A 13,791-nucleotide genomic window follows, 5' to 3' on the forward strand; every position below is an offset into this window, starting at 1 on the left:
GATTATTGGGTACTCCCGTCGTTGAAGTAGAACAACGAGGGAAAATGCCAGAGCAGCCATTGATCGCCGCGCTCGCGGAGCGCACGCTCGATACAGCGGGCCACCTCGTCGCCGTTGGCACAGGGTTCGAAAATGCGAATTTCGAGTTTCCCTTCAAGCCAGTAGATATAGAAAGGCACCAGCTTCGCCCTTGCCATTCGCGCCAATTCCTCCGCGCCCGAATGTAGCCTGGCGGGTCGACCGAACAAAAGGACGTCCCGGGTTCGCATAGTGCGCCCAAGATAGCCATTCGTGAACTGCGGAAGAATGTCCGGGAAAATCACTACATTGGCGCAATGCGAGCGCAGGTCCCGCAACATCGAACGAAAATGCGACGGCGGATCATCGGGGTGATGCTGCACGAATTCCGCAATACCGGTTCGTTCGCACTGCGCCTGCTCGGCCGCGCCAAAATATCCTTCCTTGTAAATCGAAAATACATGGCTGCGGTACGGCTCGGTCATGGCCGCCACGGTGGCCGCCACCATATCCGAGCAAAAATGCAGCGGTGCGAAAATTGGCGTTTCGCCCCGCCCAATCATTCGCGTCCTGCAGTGGGAGAGTTTCGCCGCACAGGTGCGCATCATTTCAATCATGCGCGGCTCGGTGTGATACAACGCCGATTCCAGAACGATGCGTTGCCTGACCAACTGGTCGTATCGGGCCGTGGTGCGCGTATTGAGTGTGCGCTCAAGATGGCGCACCCAGGTGCGCCCGCGCACCCTGTCACGCCTCGCTTCCTGGCCGACGCGAAATGGCAGCCGGCTGAGCCGGACAGCGGTGGGCGTGGACAATAGTTTCCATAGCGTCGCCTTCAAATGGAGGGAAATCCCCTGCACAGGCGTGCGCAATGCCGCCGCAGCGCCGGCACGCGCCAGTGCAAAATAGGTCGACAAATCCATATTGACGATCGCCTTAATTCCAGCTCACCAAGAAAATCAAGATCGCACTGTTCATCGCCACGACGGGCTGCATGCATTTCATTTCCGCATGCACCGCGATCCTGCACCATGGCCTTAAAGTAGCAAATCGCTCGGCCAGCATAATCACAATTCGCTCAAATGCGACAATCCCGAAACAATGCGCCGCAAAAGATCCAAATAAAAAAGCGACCGAATAATCGGTCGCCTTGGTCACTTGCCAGATTACGATTTACTTGTGACCGTCGCCAGTCCAGTAGCCCTTCTTGTTTTGCTTGCACTCCGCGTATACGCGGCGGCAGGCTTCGTAGTTGTTGTATTCAGTATGTCCACCCGTCACCTTACGGGCTTGTTTCGGATTCAGCTTCTGGATACCACTTTTTTGGATCATCGTATTACCTTTTTGCGCGAATGGAAAATGACGTCGCCGAACGCGCTAATCGGCCTACGCCACCTAAGCCCGACTTCCTTGACACATTTGCATCGGGACAGGACGAATATTAAGACAACCGATGAAAATGCGAGAATAGCAAATCGCTTAAACGATTCGACGGATGGCGATCCGATTTCTCAATCAGGTACTTTTCAGATAATCGTCTGCGTCAAAAGTCACAACCCAGTGTGGTCGATACACCACTGCAATTGCCACCAGCATCCCGGTCAAGAAAGCCTCGCCGAACGCAACGATGAGTCCGCCGGTCAGTTGATCGCCGATCGTCAGGCCGGCGTTTTGTAGCTCTCTCGTCCACAACGCCCAGCCGATCATCGCGCCGCGCGTCACCATTGCGGCCAGCAGCGCGGCGAAGTACCCGTGTCCTAGGATGAACACGAAGAGGTGATGCGGTAACCAGCGCCGAATCAGCGCCTGCACGCCTGCGGTGGCAACGCCAGGCACCAGTGCCATCCAGACAAAGCGCGGCGCCAGCGATACCCAGTCGATGGCCAGCCAGTGCTGCCCGGACAGGTACGCGAGCCCGAGCAGCGAGGCCACATCGACGATGGCGAGCGACACCATGGCCAGCGGCAGTCCAAACATCGTCACCGCCAGTGTGGCGCCCATCCATTGCAAGACGATGCCGTCCCCCACCGTCGCCCGCATCGACCACAGCAGGCTCAGCGCCAGTATCGTGCCGAGCCAGACATGCTGGAGCGCTGCTTCGCGCTGCAACAGGCGCCATGGGCGTTGCGCCAGCGCCCATGCAAGCATGCCGACGGCCAGTGTCGGCAATGGCCAGGTGGCCAACAATGCGCGAATTGAAGATTCTTCGATTTGCATGAGCGGATGCTAGCAGCCGCCGCGCCAGCCGGGCTTGCACGCCATCAAGCCGATTTCGACCGCGGCAACGCTTTATAATCGCTCTTTTGCGCGCACACGCCAGTGTCGCGCGCCCGCTCCCCCGGCCCCCTCAAGACATCCCATGCCCGCTCAACTGATCGACGGTAACGCCCTTGCCAAACAAATCCGCGCCGAAGCTGCGCACCGCGCCACCCGACTGACCGCCGCTGGCCATCAGCCTGGGCTGGCCGTGGTGCTCGTTGGCGAGGATCCCGCCAGCCAGGTTTATGTTCGCAACAAGGTCAAGGCATGTGAGGACAACGGGTTCCACTCGTCGCTCGACCGCTATCCGGCCGACCTGTCCGAGGCCGATCTGCTGGCCCGGATCGACGCCCTGAACAACGATCCGAAGATCCACGGCATTCTGGTGCAGTTACCCCTGCCGAAGCACATCGACAGCCACAAGGTGCTGGAAGCGATCGCACCGGAAAAGGACGTCGACGGTTTCCACGTGGCCAATGCCGGTGCGCTGATGACCGGAGCGCCGCTGTTCCGCCCCTGCACACCCTACGGTTGCATGAAGATGCTGGAGTCGATCCAGTACCCGCTGCGCGGCGCCCGCGCGGTGGTGGTCGGCGCGTCGAATATCGTCGGCAAGCCGATGGCGATGCTGCTGCTGCAGGCCGGCGCCACCGTCACGATCTGCAATAGCAAAACGCGTGACCTCAGCGCCCACACGCGCGACGCCGATGTGGTCGTCGCCGCGGTGGGCCGCCGCAACATCATCACGGCCGACATGGTCAAGCCCGGCGCCGTGGTCATCGACGTCGGCATGAACCGCGACGATGCCGGCAAGCTGTGCGGCGACGTGGACTTTGCCGGCGTGCGCGAGGTGGCCGGCTACATCACGCCGGTACCAGGTGGCGTCGGCCCCATGACGATCACGATGCTGCTGATCAACACGCTGGAAGCGGCCGAGCGCAAGGCTGGCCTGGCCTGAGGAAGGTACCGATGGCGCCTAAGGGCGCCACACAGCAAAGTCGTACTGGATATTTGGCCGCGAAGGCCTCATCTTGCACAGGAAATCGTGCCGCGCGCGTTCCGTCGCGGCACGCCAACCGGGAATCGCCATGACTGACACCACCGATCGCGCCAATAATCCTTTGCTCGATTTTTCGGATCTGCCACGCTTCGCCGACATCCGGCCCGACCATATCGGTCCGGCGCTGGATGTGCTGCTGGCCGATGCGCAGGCCGCCGTGGCACGCGCCGAAGACCCGGCCACGCCGGCAACCTGGGCCAGCGCCGTGGAAGCGCTGGAGACCGCCACCGAACCGCTGGGACGCGCCTGGGGCGTGGTCGGCCACCTGAGCGCCGTCGCGGATACGCCGGAGTTGCGCAAGGCGCACGCCGACAATCTGCCGCGCATGACGGAATTCTGGTCCTCGCTGGGCCAGAGCCTGGCGCTGTACGAAAAATACAAGGCCGTGGCGAGCGGGCCCGAATTCGCCGCGCTTTCTCCGTCGCGCAAGCAACTGCTTGAAAACGAACTGCGCGGTTTCCGCCTGGGCGGCGCCGAGCTGCCCGAAGACAAGAAGCCGCGTTTTGCCGAAATCCAGGAGCAGCAGGCGCAGTTGTCGAAGGCGTTTTCCGACCACGTGCTCGACGCCACCAACGCGTATGCGCTGTACGTGGACGACGAAGCGCGTCTGTCCGGCATCCCGGCCGACGCGAAGGAGGCCGCAAGGCTGGCTGCCGAGAAAGACGGCAAGCCAGGCTGGAAATTCACGCTGCATTTCCCGTCGTACTTCCCCGTGCTGCAATACGCCGACGACCGCGCGCTGCGGCAGACCATGTACGAAGCCAGCGTGACGCGCGCGTCCGAACTGGGCCCGCAGTACAACAACGGCCAGGCGGACTGGGACAACACGTCGAACATGCGCGAGCAGTTGACCCTGCGCCGCGAAGAAGCGCAGATGCTCGGCTACAACAACTACGGCGAAGTTTCGCTGGTACCGAAGATGGCCGAATCGCCGGCCGATGTGCTGAAGTTCCTCGACGAACTGGCGGTCAAGGCGCGTCCTTACGCCGAGGCGGACTGGAAGGAACTGCGCGAGTTCGCCGCCGGTCTCGGCCTGAGCCAGATCGAGCCGTGGGACGTTGCCTATGTATCGGAAAAGCTGCGCCAGAACCGCTACGCCTTCTCCGACGACGAGGTCAAGCAGTACTTCCAGGAACCGAAGGTGCTGGAAGGCCTGTTCGGCGTGGTCGAAAAACTGTTCTCGGTAAAGATCCAGCCGGACAGCGCTCAGACCTGGCATCCCGATGTGCGATTCTTCCGCGTCGTGTCGCCGCAAGGCGCGCTGCTGGCCCAGTTCTACATCGACCTGTACGCGCGCGAAGGCAAGCGCGGCGGCGCCTGGATGGACGATGCGCGCGGCCGCAAGGAGCGCAGCGACGGCACCGTGCAAACCCCGGTGGCGTACCTGACCTGCAACTTCACCGCGCCTGTGGGCAACCGGCCGGCGCTGTTCACGCACGATGAAGTGATCACGCTGTTCCATGAATTCGGCCACGGACTGCACCATATGCTGACGCAGGTCGGCGACCTCGGCGTGTCGGGCATCAACGGCGTGGAATGGGATGCCGTGGAACTGCCGTCGCAGTTCATGGAGAACTTCTGCTGGGAATACGAGGTGCTGTCGACCATGACGGCCCACGTGGAAACCGGCGCGCCGCTGCCGCGCGCGCTGTTCGACCGCATGCTCGCCGCCAAGAATTTCCAGAACGGCATGATGACGCTGCGCCAGATCGTGTTCTCGTCGTTCGACATGCACCTGCACACCGACTTCGATCCGCAGGGCCCGGTGTCCGTGCTGGAACTGTCACGCCAGATCAACGACACCCGGCACGTGGTGCCCCAGTCGCCGCTGTCGCGCTGGCCGAACACGTTCAGCCACATCTTTGCGGGTGGCTACGCTGCCGGTTACTACAGCTACAAGTGGGCTGAAGTCTTGTCCGCCGACGTCTACGCCGCGTTCGAGGAAGCCGGACAGCTGTCGGGCAGCGTGCTCGATGCGCAGACCGGCGAGCGCTACCGGCGCGAGATCCTGTCGGTAGGTGGCAGCCGTCCGGCGATGGAATCGTTCGTCGCATTCCGTGGCCGCGCGCCGCAGATCGACGCGCTGCTGCGGCACGGCGGGATGGCGCAGACCACCGCAACGGCCTGAGCGTCGATCCCGGCTCACCCAGGCGCGCCGGTCATGGACACCCCCTTTCCGATCCGCACGGAGTGTCCGCCGGGCGCCTGTGACTGCCGGCGCGAAACGCTGGACGGCCCGGGCGCCGACCGCCGCATCCTGCTGCTGACCCAGCAGGAAGAGAAAAAGCTGGTGGCGCGCCTGGAAGCCGTCGAGACCCTCGACCAACTGCGCCGCATGCAGGAAAAGATGCGCGCGCAGCTGGGCATCGTCATCACCATTACGCCCAGCGACAACGAAGTGCGGACCGTGCAGGGATTTCATATCGAACTGGCGGACCAGCCCGGCCTGTGCCGCAAGACGCGCGCCGCGATCCCGGCCGCGATCCGACGTTGCATGAAGATCCATGAGCAGATAGCCTTCGATATCCTGAACGAGCGCGATCTGCTCGGCGGCCTGTTTGGCCAGCCCCCCGAACAAGAATAATCACCCATGAGAATCGCGAGCTGGAACGTCAATTCCCTCAAAGTGCGCTTGCCGCAAGTGCTGCAATGGCTGGCGGCACAGGAGGCCGCGGGCACGCCCATCGACGCCCTGTGCCTGCAGGAACTGAAGCTGCCCGATGACAAGTACCCGCTGGCGGAACTGGAAGCCAACGGGTTCCACAGCATCTTTACCGGCCAGAAGACCTACAACGGCGTCGCGATCGTCGCCCGCGACGGCGCCATGCCCGCGGCGACCGATGTGGTGCGCAATATTCCCGGCTACGAAGATGCGCAACAGCGCGTCATCGCCGGCACTTATGGCGACGTGCGCCTGATCAGCGCCTATTTTCCGAACGGCCAGGCGCTCGATTCCGAGAAGTTCGTCTACAAGCTCGACTGGCTCAAGGCGATGACCGACTGGCTGCGCGCGGAGATGATCAAATATCCGAAGCTGGCGCTGCTGGGCGATTTCAATATCGCGCCGGAAGACCGCGATGTGCACGATCCGGCCAAGTGGGAAGGCCAGAACCTGGTATCGCCGCAAGAGCGCGACGCTTTCAAGACGCTGATCGCAATGGGTCTGGTCGATTCGTTCCGCATGTTCGAGCAGCCCGAGAAAACCTTCTCCTGGTGGGACTATCGGATGATGGGTTTTCGCCGCAACGCCGGCCTGCGCATCGACCATATTCTGCTGTCGGCCGAACTGGCGCAGCGCTGCACGACCTGCCTGATCGACAAGGAACCGCGCCGCTGGGACCAGCCGTCCGACCACACGCCGGTGGTGGCCACGCTCGCGCTCGACTGAGCCGATGACCGCCGCCGTCCATACCCGCCAGTCCGCGCTGCACCGCCTGTTTCCGTGGACGCGGCGCGTCACGAAGCTGACGTTGCGCGCCGATGTGGTTGCCGGCCTGCTCGGCGCGGTGCTGGTGCTGCCGCAAGGCGTGGCATTCGCCACGCTGGCCGGGTTGCCGCCGCAATACGGGATCTACACGGCGGTAATTCCGTGCATCATCGCCGCGCTGTTCGGCTCCAGCTGGCACGTGATGTCGGGGCCGACCAACGCCAATTCGCTCGCGCTGTTTGCCATGCTTAGCCCGGTGGCGTTTGCCGGCAGCCCCGCCTATATCGCCCTGGCGCTGGCCGTGACGATACTGGTCGGAATCCTGCAACTGGCGGTCGGTGCGTTGCGGCTGGGATCGCTGGCGAACTTCATTTCGCCGTCCGTGCTGCTGGGATTCACATGCGGCGCAGCCACGCTGATCGGACTCTACGCGCTCAAGGATCTGTTCGGCCTTGCCGTGCCCACGGGCACCAGCGCGTTTGGCGTGGTGCGATTCCTGTTCGACAATTTCGACACGGCGAACTTCAACGCGCTGATCGTGGGCGCCGTCACGCTGGTCGTCACGCTCGTCATCAAGCGCCTGGGCCGACGGCTGCCGTTCATGCTGCTCGGCCTGCTGGCAGGATATGCCGTGGCGATGGTGCTCAACCACAGCGGTTGGGGCGGCGCGCAGCACGTGAACGTCGTCGGCCCGATCCCCGCGGCCATTCCACCGTTCCATGTACCCGATATCAACTGGCGCACCGTTCCCGATCTGCTCGGCATTGCCGCGGCGTTGACGATCGTCGCGCTGGGCCAGTCGATTTCGATCGCCAAGGCCGTGGCGCTGCGCTCCGGCCAGCACGTGGACGCCAATCGCGAATTCATCGGCCAGGGGCTGTCCAATATCGCAGGCGGACTGTTTTCCAGCTATATCTCGTGCGGCTCGCTTAACCGCTCGATGCCGAATTTCGAAGCGGGTGCGCAGACGCCGCTAGCCAGCGTGTTCTCGGCGCTGTTGCTGGTGGCCCTGGTGTCTGTCAGCGCGCCGCTGCTGGCGCAGATCCCGCTGGCCGCCATCGCGGCGATGCTGCTGCTCGTCGCGTGGGGGCTGTTCGATTTCAAGCGGCTGCGCCGGATTGCGCGGCTATCGCGCACCGAATTCGCCATCGCGCTCGGCACATTTGTCGCCACGCTCGTCATCCGCCTCGAGATGGCCGTGCTGCTTGGCACGATACTGTCGCTGGTGGCCTATTTGTACCGTACCTCGCGGCCTGCAGTGCGCAGCCTGGTGCCGGACTCCGACGACCCCGGGCGCCGATTTACGCCGCTGGACGAGCTGCATCGCCCGCAACCCGAATGTCCGCAATTGAAACTGCTGCGCATGGAAGGTGCGATCTACTTTGGCGCCGTGCAGTATGTGACCGATCGCCTGCACTGGCTGCGCACGGTCGACGCCGACCAGAAGCATCTGCTGGCGATGACCAAAAGCATGAACTTCATCGACCTGGCAGGCGCCGAAATGTGGGAGTCCGAACTTGCCGAGCGGCGCGCCACGGGCGGCGATCTGTACTTCCACCGCCCGCGCACCCAAGTGCTGGAAACGTGGGAGCAAACCGGCTTCACCGAGAAGCTGGGCCGCGACCACATCTTCCCCACGAAGCGGCAAGCGCTCCACACCATCATCGCCCGCCTCTCACCGGAAATCTGCGCCCAATGCAAGGCGCGCATCTTCGAAGAGTGCGCCGGGCGGCCCGGCGGCGCCGATCAAGCCAACGCCTCGCGCGGCGACGCGCACAACGGTCCGCCATCTCATACCACTGCCCGCACGGAACATCCCGCCTGAGCGGCAACGGCGGAATCCGGCGGTTGAAGAACAACGGAAAAACGGCGGAAATTCAGCGGAATTTCCAGCGCAAAGTTGTCGGGAAGCCAGCAGAAAACCGGAACAAAAGCGCCAGAAGAGAATTTACGGATGTGGCGCGCCGGTAGGGATGTGGCGCGCCGGCCGACCTGCTGTGAAGCAAGGCCGAGGCCGGCAGCGGAGGGTTGCTGCCGTCGGTCGGTTAAACCGGCGCCACGTGCGCGCGCTTGACCACGACCGGCTGGGGCACGCCCTGCTCGATCAACACCACGGCGGCGCGTTCGATCGTGTCACGACCGGCGCGGAACGCCTCTTCCAGCGACAGCACCTGGTCGGCACTGAAGCCTTCCCACAATGCTTCGCGTGTCACCACGCATGTCACTTGCTCACCATCGACAATCGCATGAAACAGCAGACCTTCGTTGTTGATGTCGTAGCGGTCTTGCTCTTGGAATTTGATTTCCATCATCACAGCCCTCCATATGCAAGTGGAGAAGAATCCTAACATGGCTTTGCGGAAATCGTCTTCGATCCCACACGCCGAACACCCAGAATCGGATTCGTCTTAACGCACGCATTGACCTGCGACGCGCCACGCTGGTTCCGCAAAACGGGCACGCTCGATATCGCTCGCGAATGAGCAGTTCACGCATCTGTGTCAGCGCGATGTGCAAGCCCAAATCCGACCGATTCGCTCACGGATCTGCGCGTGATACGCACGTCCGACGCCGTGCGCGTCCTCATGCATTTAACCTTTGACAAAATAGAAAATGCTGCTAGAATCTCGGTCTTCGTCGGGGCGTTAGCTCAGTTGGTAGAGCAGCGGACTCTTAATCCGTAGGTCGAGTGTTCGAGTCACTCACGCCCCACCAGACACAAAAAAGCCGGAAGCAGAAATGCTTCCGGCTTTTTGCTTTCCTGGGCTGGCATCTCCGACTTCGCCGGGCCCGCCGGCGGCTTGCGCGTGCCTTGCCGCCGGCGTCAGCAACCAGGGCGCGGCACGTTGATGCGCGCCCCTCATCGTCAATGCGCGCGGCTCATCAAATCCCGGCACGCTGAGCCTGCTCGAACAAGCTGCGCGCCAGGCGACGATGATCGGCCAGCACGGTCGGCAGATCCACTGTCACAAGATGACCGTCGCGCACCACCACGCGGCCATTGATGATGCTGGTCGACACATTGGCTGGCGTGCAGAACACCAGCGCCGCCACGGGATCATGGCCGCCGCCGGCGAAACCGACCGCCGACATGTCGAAAGACACGATATCGGCCGACATCCCCGGCGCCAGCGCACCGATGTCGTCCCGATTGAGCACCCGTGCGCCGCCGAGCGTAGCAATCTCCAGGGCCTCGCGCGCCGTCATCGCGGCCGGGCCGTATCCCACACGCTGCAGCAGCATCGCCTGACGCGCCTCGCCGAGCATGTGCGCGCCGTCATTCGACGCGCTTCCGTCCACGCCCAGCCCCACCGGGACGCCCGCATCGCGCATCTTGCGAATTGGCGCAATGCCCGAAGCCAACCGCATATTCGAGCACGGACAGTGCGCCACGCCGGTGCCCGTCCGGGCGAACAATGCCACGCCCTCGTCGTCCAGTTTCACGCAGTGGGCGTGCCAGACGTCACGGCCGACCCACCCCAGATCTTCGGCGTACTGCGCTGGCGTCATGCCGAATTTTTCGCGCGAATACGCGATGTCGTTGTCGTTTTCGGCCAGGTGCGTATGCAGCGACACGCCGTAGTGGCGCGCCATGCTGGCCGACTCGCGCATCAGATCGCGCGACACCGAAAACGGCGAGCACGGCGCCAGCACCACGCGCAGCATCGCATGGCGCGAGGCATCGTGATATTGCTCGACCAGCCGCTGGCTGTCGCGCAGGATCGCCGCCTCGGTTTCGACAACCGCATCGGGCGGCAAGCCGCCCTGGCTACGCCCGACACTCATCGATCCGCGCGCCGCGTGAAAGCGCATGCCGATTTCCTGCGCAGCAGCAATGGAATCGTCAAGCCTGGAGCCGTTCGGATACAAATAGAGGTGATCGCTGGTGGTCGTGCAGCCCGAGAGCATCAATTCCGCCATCGCGGTCTGCGTGGACACATGGATCATTTCCGGCGTCAGGTGCGACCAGATCATGTACAGGTTCGTCAGCCATCCGAACAGTTCGGCGTCCTGCGCCGCCGGTACGGCGCGGGTCAGGCTCTGGTACATATGGTGATGCGTATTGACGAGGCCCGGCATCACCACGTGCCCGCGCATATTGACCACTTCGGCGCCACCGTCGTCGATCATCCGGCGATACGCCTGCGGCAATTCCGCCGTCGCGCCCACCCATTCGATGACGGGACCATTGGTTACAACGGCGCCGTCGGCAATTTCGCGGCGTTGCGCGTCCATGGTCACCACTACGTCGGCGTGCTCGAGGATCAAGGTCATGGCAAGGATGTGTCTTGTTTGTGAACGAGCCCAAGTCTACGCAGTTCCCGCGGGCGCGCCAAAGCGCAGAATTTCGCGCTAGGTGTGCGGAAATTGTGGACACCTCAGGAGCGAAACAAACCCGCCAAGGTCCTGGCCACCGCTTCCGCCATCAACACCGCCGCGGGCGAGAGCGTGCTGCGGCTGCGCGCCACCAGCCGCAAAGTTTGCAGACGAACATCCGCGTCACGCAACGGCACGAAAATGACGGAGCCGCGCGCGCGTTCCTCCATCACATCGAGCGGATTGAGCAACGCCACACCTGCGCCGGTGGCCACCAGACGCTGGATCAACACGACCGAAGTTGCTTCCACGGCCGGCGTGACCTGAATCGATTGGCGCGCAAACGCATCGTCGATCATCGCGCGGATCGACAGCGACGGCGCTGGCAGGATCAGCGGATAGCCCGCACATTCGGTCAGCCGCGCCGAGGTTTGCAAAGCGAGCGGATGACCGGGCGCAACCACCGCGCCAATCGACCAGTCGCGAAAGGCGGCTACGCGGAACGCCGCCACCTCGGGCAGATCGTAGCCAAGCCCGAGGTCGGCATCGCCCTGCTCGACCGCCGCCACAATGCCGTGCACCGGCAGATCGGCCACGCGCACCACGATGCCGGGATGATGCTGTCGAAAGTCATGAACGAGCGACGGCATGAGCGCGCCCGCCAGGCCCGACGTGGTGGCGATGGTCACCATGCCGCGTCGCGCGCCCTTGATCTCGGCCACGCGCGCTTGCAACGCGTCGTGTTCGCGCAGCGTCTGCCGTACGTGCGCCAGCACGGCTTCACCCAGCGGGGTCAGGTGCAGGCGTCGGTTGATGCGGTCGAACAGCGGCGCGCCCAGCTCCGCCTCGAGGTCGAGTATCTGCCGGTTGATCGCGGTCGGCGCCACGTGCAGATGCTCGGCCGCGCGCCGGATTGAACCGCGGCGGACAACCTCGTCGAGATAGCGAAGGACACGGGCGTGCATGGATTCGGACTGAGTATTGGCTCGCGGGCCGCGTGACGATTGTTCGGTCGCGGATCTCGATCGCTCGGATCGGATCGCGCTGTTTAAATGGCGCTGGTTTGGTGGCTCTGTTTTGGCGACACATTGTAAGCCGCAAAAAATTTGGATCCGGGGGCTTGCGTCGTCTTTGGTACCTTGCTACAATCTTTTTCTTCGTTGGGGCGTTAGCTCAGTTGGTAGAGCAGCGGACTCTTAATCCGTAGGTCGAGTGTTCGAGTCACTCACGCCCCACCAGAAAATTCCCAAAAAGCCCGAAGCTCTACCGCTTCGGGCTTTTTGCATTTCTGCGGCATGCCGGCCATAGTTTGCGCGGCCTTGCGGCCCACTCACATTTCCCCAGCCTTCCATTTTCCCCACCTATTTTCGTCGCCCCTGCGCATCGCGCTTTGCGCCGACTTCTCGCCGCGACATTGGCAAGCGGCTACCGGGTTGTCGTCTTGCCGAAAATTCCCGCATGCGCGGCATCACCGGCCACCACGGTTCGGCGCGCGACTTGCCGATAGTGGTCCGATCTCAAAGGGTTCCCCCCTATTTCGCACCCACGCCCTTTCGGGGTTGAATGCTCGTCGACGCACATCACGGAACTGAGTTCCGTATTGCGGAACATAGAAGACAGCAATACTGGGAGGCATCTCTTGAAAGCAGTTCTGAACGCGGGCGCTATTGGCGCCCTTGCCGCGCTTGGCTTGATGCAGGCGGGCGTGGCTCACGCGCAGTCCTACCCCACCAAGCCGATCAGGCTGATCGTTCCGTTTGCCGCGGGCGGCACCACCGACATCGTCGGTCGCGCAGTATCCGACGCCCTCGGCCGCGAACTGGGCCAGCCGGTGGTGGTGGAAAACCGCGGCGGCGGTGGCGGCGCGATCGGCGCGGATGCGCTCGCGAAATCGGCGCCCGATGGCTACACGCTCGGCATCGCCACGGTCAGCACGATGGCAACCAATCCGGCCACCAACCCGAAGAATCCGTACGATCCTCTCAAGGACTTCGCACCGATCACCAATCTGGTCAATGTGCCGAACGTGCTGACCGTGAACCCGAAGGTGCCGGCGAAAAACCTCAAGGAATTCGTCGCACTGCTCAAGGCGAACCCGGGCAAGTACAGCTACGCTTCCGCCGGCAAGGGCAGCATCTCGCATCTCGACGGCGAACTGTTCAAGTTCATCACCAAGACCGACATGGTCCACATCCCGTACCGGGGATCGGGTCCGGCGCTGAACGACACGCTGGCCGGTCAGGTCAACGCCCAGTTCGACAACCTGCCGTCGTCGATGCCGTTCATCCAGACCGAAAAACTGCGCGCGCTGGCCGTTGCCGCGCCGAAGCGGGTGGAAGGTCTGCCCAACGTGCCGACCTTCGCCGAAGAAGGCATGAAGGACATGAACAACATGGCCTGGTACGGTCTGGTTGCGCCGGCCGGCACGCCGGCCGCGATCGTGACCAAGGTGCACGCTGCCGCGATCAAGGCGCTGCAGGATCCCAACGTCAAGAAGCGTTTGCATGACGCTGGCGCGTATCCGGACGGCAACACGCCGCAGCAATACGCCGCGCAGATCAAGCGTGAACTGGAACTGCGCAAGAAGATCGCGTCTGACCAGAACATCACACTCGAATGATTGACGTGTGATGTGCTGGTAACGTGACGGAAGGATCGCCCGAACATTGTTACTACAATTTTGGCGAGCGAAGCGCCGTGAACACCGGTA

The 13,791-nt window shown here is 62.9% G+C and carries 12 protein-coding genes and 2 tRNA genes; 8 read left to right on the forward strand and 6 right to left on the reverse strand.

Annotated elements, in window-relative coordinates; all coding sequences use genetic code 11:
* Positions 1 to 2 precede the first annotated feature (2 nt).
* The 3 genes from AC1RKI_RS16360 to AC1RKI_RS16370 all read right to left on the reverse strand — a co-directional run bounded on the left by AC1RKI_RS16360 (position 3) and on the right by AC1RKI_RS16370 (position 2,235).
* The gene (locus AC1RKI_RS16360; protein ID WP_492796247.1) at positions 3 to 941 is read right to left on the reverse strand and encodes a lysophospholipid acyltransferase family protein; all 939 of its coding nucleotides are present in this window, start codon (positions 939 to 941) and stop codon (positions 3 to 5) included.
* A 13-nt stretch (positions 942 to 954) separates the two neighbouring features.
* Positions 955 to 1,176, reverse strand: a complete 222-nt coding sequence (locus tag AC1RKI_RS16365) for a hypothetical protein (RefSeq protein WP_492796245.1) — start codon at positions 1,174 to 1,176, stop codon at positions 955 to 957.
* A 357-nt stretch (positions 1,177 to 1,533) separates the two neighbouring features.
* On the reverse strand, positions 1,534 to 2,235 hold the full coding sequence (locus AC1RKI_RS16370; RefSeq protein WP_492796243.1) for a hypothetical protein: 702 nt from the start codon (positions 2,233 to 2,235) through the stop codon (positions 1,534 to 1,536).
* A gap of 142 nt (positions 2,236 to 2,377) precedes the next feature.
* Between AC1RKI_RS16370 and folD the strand changes: the two genes are divergently transcribed.
* From folD to AC1RKI_RS16395, 5 genes are all read left to right on the forward strand, one after another.
* Positions 2,378 to 3,235: a bifunctional methylenetetrahydrofolate dehydrogenase/methenyltetrahydrofolate cyclohydrolase FolD gene (folD, locus tag AC1RKI_RS16375; protein WP_061959386.1), complete on the forward strand. Its 858-nt coding sequence runs from the start codon at positions 2,378 to 2,380 to the stop codon at positions 3,233 to 3,235.
* A 130-nt stretch (positions 3,236 to 3,365) separates the two neighbouring features.
* Positions 3,366 to 5,465 (forward strand): M3 family metallopeptidase, encoded by a 2,100-nt coding sequence (locus tag AC1RKI_RS16380; protein ID WP_492796241.1) that lies wholly within the window; start codon positions 3,366 to 3,368, stop codon positions 5,463 to 5,465.
* Positions 5,466 to 5,498: 33 nt separating this feature from the next.
* Positions 5,499 to 5,921, forward strand: coding sequence for a hypothetical protein (locus tag AC1RKI_RS16385; protein WP_061959388.1), 423 nt, complete (start codon positions 5,499 to 5,501; stop codon positions 5,919 to 5,921).
* A 6-nt stretch (positions 5,922 to 5,927) separates the two neighbouring features.
* Positions 5,928 to 6,725, forward strand: a complete 798-nt coding sequence (gene xth, locus AC1RKI_RS16390) for an exodeoxyribonuclease III (protein ID WP_244787214.1) — start codon at positions 5,928 to 5,930, stop codon at positions 6,723 to 6,725.
* Between the two features lie 4 nt (positions 6,726 to 6,729).
* On the forward strand, positions 6,730 to 8,589 hold the full coding sequence (locus AC1RKI_RS16395) for a SulP family inorganic anion transporter (RefSeq protein ID WP_061959390.1): 1,860 nt from the start codon (positions 6,730 to 6,732) through the stop codon (positions 8,587 to 8,589).
* A gap of 220 nt (positions 8,590 to 8,809) precedes the next feature.
* Here AC1RKI_RS16395 and AC1RKI_RS16400 read toward each other — a convergent pair whose 3' ends face one another.
* On the reverse strand, positions 8,810 to 9,073 hold the full coding sequence (locus AC1RKI_RS16400) for a DUF1488 family protein (RefSeq protein ID WP_061959393.1): 264 nt from the start codon (positions 9,071 to 9,073) through the stop codon (positions 8,810 to 8,812).
* 330 nt (positions 9,074 to 9,403) lie between these two features.
* Between AC1RKI_RS16400 and AC1RKI_RS16405 the strand changes: the two genes are divergently transcribed.
* Positions 9,404 to 9,479: transfer RNA gene (locus AC1RKI_RS16405), tRNA-Lys, on the forward strand.
* Between the two features lie 168 nt (positions 9,480 to 9,647).
* Here AC1RKI_RS16405 and AC1RKI_RS16410 read toward each other — a convergent pair.
* Together AC1RKI_RS16410 and AC1RKI_RS16415 are read right to left on the reverse strand one after the other, a co-directional pair.
* Complete coding sequence (locus tag AC1RKI_RS16410) at positions 9,648 to 11,039, reverse strand: 8-oxoguanine deaminase (protein ID WP_492796238.1); 1,392 nt, start codon at positions 11,037 to 11,039, stop codon at positions 9,648 to 9,650.
* Between the two features lie 104 nt (positions 11,040 to 11,143).
* Positions 11,144 to 12,046: a LysR family transcriptional regulator gene (locus tag AC1RKI_RS16415; protein WP_492796236.1), complete on the reverse strand. Its 903-nt coding sequence runs from the start codon at positions 12,044 to 12,046 to the stop codon at positions 11,144 to 11,146.
* A gap of 197 nt (positions 12,047 to 12,243) precedes the next feature.
* On the opposite strand from AC1RKI_RS16415, the gene AC1RKI_RS16420 reads away from it, so the two are divergent.
* Together AC1RKI_RS16420 and AC1RKI_RS16425 are read left to right on the forward strand one after the other, a co-directional pair.
* A tRNA-Lys gene (locus AC1RKI_RS16420) sits at positions 12,244 to 12,319 on the forward strand.
* Positions 12,320 to 12,720: 401 nt separating this feature from the next.
* Entirely contained in the window at positions 12,721 to 13,701 is a 981-nt protein-coding gene (locus AC1RKI_RS16425) for a tripartite tricarboxylate transporter substrate binding protein BugE (RefSeq protein WP_492796234.1), read from the forward strand.
* Positions 13,702 to 13,791 lie beyond the last annotated feature (90 nt).

This window comes from Cupriavidus sp. GW822-FHT06G04 (genome assembly GCF_058799075.1).

Coding starts and splice junctions, on each gene's coding strand:
- AC1RKI_RS16360 (WP_492796247.1), bottom strand. CDS start 941: ATGGATTTGTCGACCTATTTTGCACTGGCGCGTGCCGGCGCTGCGGCG.
- AC1RKI_RS16370 (WP_492796243.1), bottom strand. CDS start 2,235: ATGCAAATCGAAGAATCTTCAATTCGCGCATTGTTGGCCACCTGGCCA.
- folD (WP_061959386.1), top strand. CDS start 2,378: ATGCCCGCTCAACTGATCGACGGTAACGCCCTTGCCAAACAAATCCGC.
- AC1RKI_RS16380 (WP_492796241.1), top strand. CDS start 3,366: ATGACTGACACCACCGATCGCGCCAATAATCCTTTGCTCGATTTTTCG.
- AC1RKI_RS16385 (WP_061959388.1), top strand. CDS start 5,499: ATGGACACCCCCTTTCCGATCCGCACGGAGTGTCCGCCGGGCGCCTGT.
- xth (WP_244787214.1), top strand. CDS start 5,928: ATGAGAATCGCGAGCTGGAACGTCAATTCCCTCAAAGTGCGCTTGCCG.
- AC1RKI_RS16395 (WP_061959390.1), top strand. CDS start 6,730: ATGACCGCCGCCGTCCATACCCGCCAGTCCGCGCTGCACCGCCTGTTT.
- AC1RKI_RS16400 (WP_061959393.1), bottom strand. CDS start 9,073: ATGGAAATCAAATTCCAAGAGCAAGACCGCTACGACATCAACAACGAA.
- AC1RKI_RS16410 (WP_492796238.1), bottom strand. CDS start 11,039: ATGACCTTGATCCTCGAGCACGCCGACGTAGTGGTGACCATGGACGCG.
- AC1RKI_RS16415 (WP_492796236.1), bottom strand. CDS start 12,046: ATGCACGCCCGTGTCCTTCGCTATCTCGACGAGGTTGTCCGCCGCGGT.